This is a genomic window from Mesorhizobium sp. FG116 (genome assembly GCF_057809835.1).
Genome location: NZ_JBMDKS010000121.1, coordinates 1 through 1,125, shown reverse-complemented (window position 1 = coordinate 1,125; position 1,125 = coordinate 1). Strand labels below are relative to the sequence as shown.

The following is a 1,125-nucleotide window of genomic DNA, read 5'->3' as shown; positions in this document are numbered from 1 at the left end:
GCGCTGTGAGTTCTCGCTGAAGTGCGACCGGCAGCCTGGCGAAGCTAACGCGATCACCGGACGGCCGCCAATATTTTCTGCCGGAACACTTCGGCCGGCGTTTTGAAGCCCAGACATTTGCGCGGCGTCGAGTTGAGATGGGCGCACACCTGGTGCAGGTCCCGATGCTTGATCGACAATGGATCGGTGTCTCTCGAAAGCCATTTGCGGGCGCGGCGATTGGTGTTTTCCACTGTACCTTTCTGCCATGGCGCCTGCGGGTCGCAGAACCAGGTCTGAACGCCGAGGCCGGCTTGCAGGTAGGGCCAGTCCGTGAACTCGGTCCCGCGGTCGAAGGTGATGGAGCGACGGGCAGAATGGGGAAGGGGACTAAGCATGTCTATCAAGCTGTCCATGATCGCGCGCGACTGCCGGTCGTTGTTGCGCAGCAAGACCGTGAAGCGGCTCACCCGCTCGACCAGCGAGGTGACGTTCGCCTTGCCGAATTTCTTGCGGAACTGGATCAGGTCGCATTCCCAGTGCCCGAGCTGCTTTCTGTCCCGAACAATGTCCGGACGATGCAAAATGCTCAGTTCCGGGCTGAATCGACGGCCATGACGCCGCCTGACGTGCCTCGGCCGGCGTCGGGCGCGACTCTCCGGAAGATAGCGCCACAGCTTCAGCTCCTGGCCGTCGGCCGAATAGGCGAAGCGATAGATCGTCTCGTGGCAGACGCGGACGCTGCTACGTTCATAAGCCAGTCGACCGGCGATCTGCTCTGGCGACCAACCATGCTTGATGCGCTCAATGATTGATGCGCGAAGCTTCGGATGCCGAACCAGTTTGCGATAACGGCTGCGGCGCTCCTTGGACCGATTGTTGGCCGCCACGCAGAAATAGCCGGCCAGATCCGGCATCTCCCGATCCTCGAACTTGTTGCGCGCGATCTCGCGGAAAATCGTCGAGCGATGGCGGCCAAGCTTCTCGGCAATCGCATCGACACTGACGCCCGCCTGGCGCCAGCGCTCGATCTTGCGGCGTTCATCCAAATCGATCTGGGAGTAGGTGCGTTTCATCTACGGTTCCATTGCATACGACAAGCCATTGGTATCGCTGCGAAGTCGCAGTTCAAAATAGAACGCACCC

Annotated in this window: 1 protein-coding gene; it reads right to left on the bottom strand. The window is 60.5% G+C overall.

What is annotated here, in order from left to right; all coding sequences use genetic code 11:
- Window positions 1-53: 53 nt before the first annotated feature.
- Entirely contained in the window at window positions 54-1,055 is a 1,002-nt protein-coding gene (locus ACODTY_RS24040; protein ID WP_488996689.1) for an IS30 family transposase, read from the bottom strand.
- Window positions 1,056-1,125 lie beyond the last annotated feature (70 nt).